This window comes from Actinokineospora bangkokensis (genome assembly GCF_001940455.1).
Classification (GTDB): domain Bacteria; phylum Actinomycetota; class Actinomycetes; order Mycobacteriales; family Pseudonocardiaceae; genus Actinokineospora; species Actinokineospora bangkokensis.
The window spans coordinates 1-8,659 of the sequence record NZ_MKQR01000013.1 but is presented as its reverse complement, the minus strand read 5'-3'; the positions used below and the strand labels follow the sequence as shown (position 1 = coordinate 8,659).

The window sequence follows — 8,659 nt, the reverse complement described above, 5'->3', positions numbered from 1 at the left end:
ATGCCCTCCATCACCAGCTGGACCCGACTGGAACCGCGGGCGCGCGCGGGGGACCTGCGCCCCGCCCTGGAAGCCCAGGTGCACGACCCGCTGTGGGCGTTGGCCCGGCAGTGGCAGTTCGGGGAGTTCCTCGGCGACGACGCCGGGTCCCCGATCTGGGTGCGCGTGCGCGGGTACGCCGACCGCGCCACCCGCTACCGGCCCGGCGCCGCCACCGCCGAGGACTACGACCCCGCGGTGCCGCTGGAGGCCGTCGTCGAGCGCGAACCGGAGGTCGGCACCGACCTGCGCGCCTCGGCCGAGGCGGGCCAGCAGCTGCTGCGGATGCTCACCGCGGGCGGCTTCAGCGACGCCGGGACCGCCATCCGGCAGGCCTACCCGCTGCCCGCCCCCACCCCCGACCCGGCGGGCCCCGGCGGCACCGACGCGGTGCGCCGCTACCTCGCGGTGGTGGGCGGGCGCGTGCCGCACGCGGCCGAGTTCGCCGCCGAGGCCCGCGCGACCGTCCCGGGTGGACAGCTGCCCGCCCGCGTCCAGCTCGCCGCCGCCCGCGTGGCGGGCACCGTCGCCGTGGTGCAGCGCTGGCTGACCTGGCTCGGGGGCAGGCAGCTGGCGGTGGAGCCGGGCCGCGAGGCGTGGGACGCGCAGCGCATGGAGCACCGCTTCGCCGTGGGCGTGGACGTCGGCGGCACCGAGGTCACCCTCACCGCGCCGGAGTACCGCGGCGGGCGGCTGGACTGGACCGACTTCACCGCGGGCCCGGCGGGCGGCTTGGGCGCCAAGGCGGCCCGCACGCCGCTGACCGCGACCACCTTCCCCGCGCCCGCCTCGTTCCCGGGCATGCCCGCGCGGCGGTACTGGGAGTTCGAGGACGCGCGGGCAAGCCTCGGCGGGGTCGAGGCCGGGCCGGAGGAGCTGGCCAGGATGCTGCTGGCCGAGTTCGCCACGGTGTTCAGCAACGACTGGTACGTCGTGCCGCTCGACGTGCCCGTCGGCACGCTCACCACGATCACCTCGGTGGTCGTGGCGGACACGTTCAGCTCCGTCGTCGGCGGCCCCACGCTGCTGCCCGCCGTCGGCGCGGGCGCGGGGGACGGGCACTGGTCGCTGTTCCGCCCGTCCACCACCACCGGTGGCCGCCACCCCGGCCTGTTCCTGGCGCCCGCCACCGCGCCCGGCCTGGACGGGGAGGTCCTGGAGGAGGTGCTGTTCGCCCGCGACGAGGACGCCAACCTGGCGTGGGCCGTCGAACGCCGGGTGCCCGACCTGGTCGGCGCCCCGCTCGACCGCGCGGGCACCGGCGCCGCCGGGGTCGGCGGGTCCGCGTCCGCGCCGGAGGTCGACCCCGTCGAGGGCGCCCTGCACTACCGGGTCGCCACCACCGTGCCCGAGCACTGGGTGCCGATGGTGCCGGTGGAGGTGCGGCCCGGCTCGGTGGTGCTGCGCCGCGGGCACCTGTCCCGGCGCGGCCCGGACGGCGCGCTGCGCCCCGCGCCCGCCCTCGGCAGGCTGCTGCGCCCCGGCGCCGCCCTGGACGTGCGCGAGGAGGAGGTGCCCCGCGAGGGGGCCGAGGTCAGCCGGGCGTGGCAGTACGCCCGCGGCGCCGACGGGCGGACCTACCTGTGGATCGGCAAGCGCAGGCGCGCCGGTCGCGGGGAGTCCGCCAGCGGCCTGCGCTTCGACGTGGCGGAGTAGGCCGTGCCGTTCCTGACCGACCTGTCCACCGCCGCCCGCCGCTCCGGGCTGCGGGTGGTGGAGGTGGCCTCCTGGGCCGGGCGCGGGCACGGCCCGATGTCGGCGGTGAAGGGCGTGGTGTGCCACTGGACGGCCACCGGCCCGGCCACCCGCCCCGGCGACGACTACCCGTCGATGGGCATCGTCCGCGACGGCCGCACCGGCCTGCCCGGCCCGCTGGCCAACCTGGGCCTGGGCCGCGACGGCACCGTCTACGTCATCGCCGCGGGCCTGGCCTACCACGCGGGCCAGGGCTACCTGGCCGGCGTGGGCGGCAACGGCAACGCCAACCTGCTCGGCATCGAGTGCGAGGGCTCGGGCACCTGGACCGCGGCCCAGCTCAGCGCCTACCCGCGGCTGTGCGGCGCGCTCGCGGCGCACTACCGCTTCCCCGTCTCGCGGGTCGTCGCCCACTTCGAGTGGACCAGCCGCAAGATCGACATCAACACCTGGCCGGGCGGCATGGACCGCTTCCGCGCCCAGGCCGCCCCGGGGGCGTCGCCCGCGACCTCGACCCCGCCGATCCCGAAGGAGGACGGATTCTTGTCCGCCCTGTCCGACTCCGAGCAGCGCGACCTGTACAACCGGGTCTTCGGCTTCCTGCGCCAGCGGTGGTTCACCACCGGCCCCCAGGGTGTGCTGGAGGTGGCCCAGGGCACCAAGGGCGCCCGCGCCGCCACCGCGCTCGACACCCTCGACGGCAACTACCTCGTGGCCCGCATCGCCGCCGCCGAGGCAGCCGCCAACGCCCCCATCGACTACGCCAGGCTGGCCGCGGAACTGGCGGCCCGCGGCGCGCTCAAGGTCGAGATCGACTACGCCAAGCTCGCCAGGGCCATCAAGGACGCCGACAAGCCCGGCCTGGTCCCGCCCCACCCCGACCCCGACCCCGACCCCGACCCCGACCCCGAACCGGAGCCGGAACCGGAGGACCCCACCGGGGGCCACCGCTCCCTCCGGCCGCCCCGGCCAGAACCCCGGGAGCCGGTCACCCTGGACCCGCCCGGCCCGGTGCCGGTGGACCCGCACTTCATCCCCGACGAGGACCCCGACCACGGGGCGGAGGGGAAGTGACCGTGCCCGACCTCCGCAGGACGGCCGCGACCCTCCTGGCCACCGAACCCGCCAGGGTCGCCGAGGCCACCCGCCTCGCCCTCGCCGCCGCCACCGCCGCGGCGTGGGTCGCCATCCCCCACCGGGGCGCCCGCGCGGCCCTGGCCGCCGCCACCCTGGTCGCCTCCGCACTCGCCACGTCGAAGGTGCGGGCCGCCGTGACCCCGGTGGCCACCCTGGACGGGTGCGCGGTCGTCCACGACCACACCCCCTGACCCGGGTTCATCGAGGCGATCACCGTCGCCCCGCGGGTCGGCGCGACGCGCAGGTCGACGGTGATCGCCTCGCCCGATCGGACGGGCTCAGCGCCGCAGCGCGCGGTAGGCCTCGGCGGCGCCGGGGTGCAGCGGGACGTCACCGGTCTCGATGAGCGAACGCAGGTCGAGGTACTGGGTGCCCAACGCCGACGGCGGGATCAGCCGGGGCGCCTCGCGGACCAGCGTGGTGGCCACGGCGGCGGCGACCTCGTCCGGCAGGCCGGGGCGTGCCACGAGCAGGTTCGACACCCCGATGGTCGCGACCGGCGGCGAGGCGGCGTAGCTGCCCGCGGGCACCACCACCGACTGGTAGGCGGGACCGTGCGCGGCGCGCAACGCGGGCAGCGCGCCGGTGAGGTCGATGAGCCGGATGGGGTGGCGCCCGGCGAGCGCGGTGAGCGCGGGCGTGGGCACGCCGCCGGACCACAGCAGCGCGTCGACCGCGCCTGCGTCGAGCCGCTCCACGGCCTCGGTGAGCCCGTGGTGCTCCACCCGCGCGGTGATCCCGGCCGCCGCGAGCAGCCGCTCCCCGAACACCGCCGCGCCCGAACGCTGCGCCCCCAGCGACACCCGCCGCCCCCCGATCCCCGCCACCGCCGTGATCGGGCTGTCGTCGAGCACGACGAGCTGCATGTAGTTCTCGTAGACCCGGCCGAGGGCGGCCAGTGGGCGGCGCTCGGCCGCGGCGACGTCGGCCAGGGTGAGCGCCAGGTCGGCGGCGCCGCCGTCGAGCAGGTCCAGGTTGTCGACCGACCCGCTGGTCTCGACCACCACCGCGCCCAGGCGCTCGGCGAGCAGCTGCGCGAACTCCACGTAGAACCCGCCCCGCTCGCCCGCGGCGATCCGCAGCCCGGCGGTCGTCCCGCCCGGCGCGCACCCGGTGAGCAGCGCCAGAGCCGCCAGTTGCAGCACCCGGCGGCGCCTCACCGCCGCGCCCTCGGCAGCTCGGCGGTCACCACGAGGCCGGACGGCACGCCCCGCTGGACGCGCAGCGCCCCGCCCCGTGCGGTGAGCAGGCGCTCCGCGATGGCGAGGCCGAGCCCCGACCCCGGGACCCCGCTGCGGCGCCAGAACCGCTCGGTCAGCCGGGGCAGGTCCGCCTCCGCCACGCCCGGCCCGTCGTCGGCCACCCGCACGCGGACGGTGCCCTCGTCGCCGGTGACCGACCACCGCACGCGCGCACCGCGACCCGCGTGCTTGACGGCGTTGTCGAGCAGGACGTCGACCACCTGGGCCAGCTCGGACTCCGCGCACGCGACGTCGAGCGGGACCGCCTCCTGGCGCTCGACGGTGACCCCGGCCCGGGTGGCCGCCTCGTGGTGGGCGTCGAGGCGGTCGACCACCACCGCGGCGGCGTCGCAGCGCGCCACCGCGCCGGAGGCGGCCAGGTCGGTGGCGGCGCTGTCGGCTGAGGCGAGGGCGAGCATCCCGTCGAGCAGGGCTTCGAGGCGGTCGAACTCATCCTGCATGGAGTGCTGCTGGGCGGCGGTGATCCACAGGCCCCGGGTGCCGCCCCCGTGCTCCGCGGTCGTCGCGGGGTGCTGGGGGGCGGTGAGGCCGTCCAGGCGGAGGCGGAGGGCGGCCATGGGGTTGCGCAGCTGGTGGGCGATGTCCGCCACCAGGGCGCGCTGGCGCTCGGCGGATTCGGCGAGGGCGTCGGACATGTGGTTGAACTCCTCCGCGAGGACGCGCAGTTCCGGGGGACCGGTGGCGACGTCGGCGTGGGTGCGCTCGCGGCCTTCGGAGATGCGGTGCATCGCGGTGGCGAGGTGGTCGACGGGGAGCAGGAGCCAGCGGGTGAGGCGGACGGCGAGGACGACGACGGCGGTGGCGGCGACCAGGGTGGCGAGCAGGACGACGGCCCAGCGGACGGCGATGTCGGCGGCGGCGGGGCGCACCGAGGTGCGCAGGACGACGGCGCCGGAGACGCGGACGCCGGTGCCGACGGCCTGGGCGATGATGGCGTCGCCGCCGGACCAGGGCCGCAGGTCGGCCAGCGGGGCGCGGGGTTGGTTGCGCAGGGCGGCGTCGACGGCCGCGGCGACGTCGGGGTCCGCGGCGGAGGCGCCCTCGGCGGCGACGACGGCGCGGCGGGCGTCGACGATGACGACGCCGTCGCCGAAGACGGCGGCGTGCGCGTGGACCTCCGCGCGCAGCTGGTCGGCCGGGCCGCCCGCCAGGACCGGCTGGGCGAGGGCGGCGAAGCGGGCGGCGTCGGCGGTGCGGGCGGCGGTGAACTCGTAGGTGCGGTTCGCCGCCGTGCTGCCCAGCAGCGGGATCGCGAACCCGGCCACGGCGAGCACGGAGAACGCGAGCAGCACGAGCAGCAGGCGGCGGCGCACCCCGGGTCAGCCGAACCGCTCGACGAGGTCGGTGACCAGCAGCACCAGGAACAGCGCCGAGGAGGCGCCGAGCACCAGGTTGGACAGCCAGCCGGAGCGGCCGTCGGCGGCGACGCGGCGGGAGTTGAGCAGCAGCATCAGGGTGATGGCCAGGAACGGCATGAACACCGAGCCGAGCACGCCGTAGACCAGGGTCAGGGCGAACGGGCGGTCGAGGAACAGCAGCGCCATCGGCGGCAGCGTCAGCCACAGCAGGTAGCCGCGGAAGGGCAGCGACTTCTCGGCGGTGGTCGCCTGGTAGCCGCGTTCCACCGCGGACCTCCGCTCCGCCGGGCCCCCGGTGGGTTCGCCCGCCACGACGGCCTCGGTGTCCCCGATCCCGGCCCTGCTGCCGTGCGGCAGGCGGATGGTGCGGGTCCAGTCGGTGAACAGCAGGCTGACGCCGTTCCACACGCCCAGCAGCGACGTCGAGGTGACCGCGAGGAACCCGACGAGGAACAGCACCCGCGCCCAGTCCCCGTACCGCTCGCCCAGTTCGGTGCCCAGCACCAGCAGGCCGCGGTCGGACTGCGTCAGGTTCTGCCCCAGCAGGACGGTGGAGCCGACGATGAGCATGCTGACCACGAAGACACCGGTCATGACGTAGCCGACGGCGTTGTCCAGCCGCATCATCGACAGCCAGCCGGTGCCCTTCCACCCCTTGGCGAACATCCAGTAGCCGTAGGCGGCCATGGTGATCGTGCCGCCGACGCCGCCGATGAGGCCGAGCACGTACACCGTCGAGCCCTCGGGGAGGCGGAAGGTCAAGCCCGCCGCGAGGTCACCGAGGTCCGGGGTGACGAGCACGGCGATCGACACCACCGAGACGAACTTGATGAGCACCAGGACGGTCATGAACTTCTCGAACACGTGGTAGCGCTGCAACCACACCAGCGCGAGCCCGACCACCCCGGCGATCATCGCCCAGTAGCGGACGCTGAGCCCGCCGAAGAGCGCGTTGAGCGGCAACCCGACCGCGGACATCGCGGTGGCGCCGTAGACGAAGCCCCAGACCACGATGTACGCGCCGAAGAACCCGGTGGCCCAGCGGCCGAGCCGCCGCCAGCCGTCGAGCAGCGTCGTGCCGGTGGCCAGGTGCCAGCGCCCGACGCCCTCACCGAGGCCCAGCTTGAGCACCGTGCCCAGCAGCGCCGCCCACAGCAGCGCCGTCCCGTACTGCGCGCCCGCCACCATCGTCGCCACGAGGTCGCCCGCGCCGACACCGGTGGCCGCGGCGAGCAGCCCGGGTCCGAGGCCGCGGAGCTTCGCCTTGCCGGTGGGTGGGAGGAACTCCCCGGTCGTGGTCGTGCCGGTCGTGGTCGTGCCGCTCGTGGTCATGTCTCCCGCTCCTCGTCGCGCCGGAGGTGTGTGTGCGGGGACTGTAGATCGCTGTGCACCACGTCACAGCCGTCCTTAACGCTGCCTTAAGTCACGTGCCGAGCCGGTAGCCGAACCCGCGCACGGTGGCCAGCAGCCCCGGGCGGCCGAGCTTGCCACGCAGGGAGGTCAGGTGCACGTCGAGCGCGCGCGAACCCGCTGTGGTCGGCGCCCCCCACACCTCGTCGAGCACCTGCTCCCGGCTGACGGCGACCCCGGCGCGGCGGGCGAGCACGGCCAGGATGTCGAACTCGCGCCCGGTGAGCGCCACCTCGACCCCGCCGACGTCGACCCGCCGCGCGTCCAGCTCGACGCGCAGGTCACCGACCTCGACCACCCCGGGCTCCGCCGTGCTCCCCGCCCGCCGCACGACCGCGTCGATGCGGGCCAGCAGCTCGCCCAGGCGCACCGGTTTGACCAGGTAGTCATCGGCGCCCAGGCGCAGCCCCCGGACGACGTCGCGCTCGGCGTCGCGCGCGGTGAGCACGAGCACCGGGATGGCGGAGGCGCGGCGCAGGTCCCGCAACACCTCGAAGCCGTCGCCGTCGGGCAGCCCCAGGTCCAGCAGCACCAGCTCGACCTCCGGCCGCAACTCCCGCGCCTGCGCGGCCGTGCCGACGTGCAGCACACCGTGCCCACGCGCCCGCAACGCGTCGACGATGGCCCCCGCCACGCCCGGGTCGTCCTCGACCACCAGGATCCGCACGGGCCCATCATGCCCCCAGCCCGACGCCGCCGCCCTGATCCCCACGCGGCGCACCAGCCCGCCCCCGAGGTCAGGGGCCGCGGGCGCCACGCGGGGGACGTCAGGCGAAGGCCGGCTCCAGCGCCCGCCCCTGCGCCAACCCCGCCTCAGCGGCAGGCCGCCTGCACGCCGGGTCGAGCGGGTTGACCCCCACCGCCTCGACGGACGCGCTGTCCGGCACCACCACCGCGACCCGCGCCCCCGCCGCCCGCAACTCCTCGACCGCCACGGCCAACGGCTTCTCCCCGGGCAACGGCGACTCCACCCCCATCGGCGCGAGCACCACCACCTGCTCACACCCCAACGCCAAGTCAGCGTTCTCGTTCGACCGCACCCCACCGTCGATGTAGTGCCGCCCCTCGATCTCCACCGGCGGCCACACCCCCGGCACCGCGCAACTGGCAGCCACCGCGTCCACCAACCGCACCCCCGAATCCCGGTCGAACACCCTCATGTCCCCCGATTCGGCGTCCACGGCCACCACCCGCACATCCCGCTCCGGCCACCCCTGCACAGGCAACCGCGACTGGATCACCGCCAACCGCTGCGCCGCGGGCACCGTCTCGGCCGCCAACGCCATCGCCCCGATCACCCGCCGCAACTCCACCGGCGACCGACCCTGGGCCGCGGCCGTCAACCGCTGCACGAACCCCTCCAGGTCCCACTCCACCACCAGCTCCGCGGCCTGCAACCCCGGCTCGGTCTGCCGCGCGTACAGCTCGTGGAGCCCCAACCCGCTCCCCACCTGCGCCGCCACAGTGGACCCCGCGGACGTCCCCACGAGCACCCCGGCCCCGGAGACATCCCGCCCCACCTCAGCCAACCCGGCCAACACCCCCGTCATCCACGCGATCCCACCAACACCACCACCACCGAGAACCAGGGCCTCTGCCATGCGTGCAGGCTAGCGCCTCACGCCCACACCAGCCCGAGGAGCGACCACCCCCGCACCGCCACCCTCTTCCCCCACCGTCCCCCATTCGATTCCTTCTCCTTCTCTTTCCCCACAACGCCACCACCCACCCCACCGCCAGCCCGGCTACGGGGGTGCT

Annotated in this window: 8 protein-coding genes; 3 read left to right on the top strand and 5 right to left on the bottom strand. The window is 76.0% G+C overall.

What is annotated here, in order from left to right; translation table 11 throughout:
• The 3 genes from BJP25_RS12950 to BJP25_RS12940 are packed head-to-tail and all read left to right on the top strand — an operon-like array spanning position 1 to position 3,062.
• Positions 1–1,695: a hypothetical protein gene (locus BJP25_RS12950; protein WP_075975152.1), complete on the top strand. Its 1,695-nt coding sequence runs from the start codon at positions 1–3 to the stop codon at positions 1,693–1,695.
• 3 nt (positions 1,696–1,698) lie between these two features.
• Entirely contained in the window at positions 1,699–2,808 is a 1,110-nt protein-coding gene (locus BJP25_RS12945; protein WP_075975151.1) for a peptidoglycan recognition protein family protein, read from the top strand.
• Positions 2,805–3,062 (top strand): hypothetical protein, encoded by a 258-nt coding sequence (locus BJP25_RS12940; protein WP_075975150.1) that lies wholly within the window; start codon positions 2,805–2,807, stop codon positions 3,060–3,062. The genes BJP25_RS12945 and BJP25_RS12940 overlap by 4 nt, the downstream gene beginning before the upstream one ends.
• An 87-nt stretch (positions 3,063–3,149) precedes the next feature.
• Here BJP25_RS12940 and BJP25_RS12935 read toward each other — a convergent pair whose 3' ends face one another.
• The 5 genes from BJP25_RS12935 to BJP25_RS12915 all read right to left on the bottom strand — a co-directional run bounded on the left by BJP25_RS12935 (position 3,150) and on the right by BJP25_RS12915 (position 8,502).
• Positions 3,150–4,031, bottom strand: coding sequence for a TAXI family TRAP transporter solute-binding subunit (locus tag BJP25_RS12935; RefSeq protein ID WP_075975149.1), 882 nt, complete (start codon positions 4,029–4,031; stop codon positions 3,150–3,152).
• Positions 4,028–5,446, bottom strand: coding sequence for a sensor histidine kinase (locus BJP25_RS12930; protein WP_075975148.1), 1,419 nt, complete (start codon positions 5,444–5,446; stop codon positions 4,028–4,030). The genes BJP25_RS12935 and BJP25_RS12930 overlap by 4 nt, the downstream gene beginning before the upstream one ends.
• A 6-nt stretch (positions 5,447–5,452) precedes the next feature.
• Positions 5,453–6,823, bottom strand: coding sequence for an Nramp family divalent metal transporter (locus BJP25_RS12925; RefSeq protein ID WP_075975147.1), 1,371 nt, complete (start codon positions 6,821–6,823; stop codon positions 5,453–5,455).
• A 91-nt stretch (positions 6,824–6,914) separates the two neighbouring features.
• Positions 6,915–7,568 carry a response regulator transcription factor gene (locus tag BJP25_RS12920; protein WP_075975146.1) on the bottom strand — a complete coding sequence of 218 codons (654 nt, stop codon included), beginning with the start codon at positions 7,566–7,568 and terminating at the stop codon, positions 6,915–6,917.
• Between the two features lie 100 nt (positions 7,569–7,668).
• Positions 7,669–8,502: a patatin-like phospholipase family protein gene (locus BJP25_RS12915; protein ID WP_075975145.1), complete on the bottom strand. Its 834-nt coding sequence runs from the start codon at positions 8,500–8,502 to the stop codon at positions 7,669–7,671.
• Positions 8,503–8,659 lie beyond the last annotated feature (157 nt).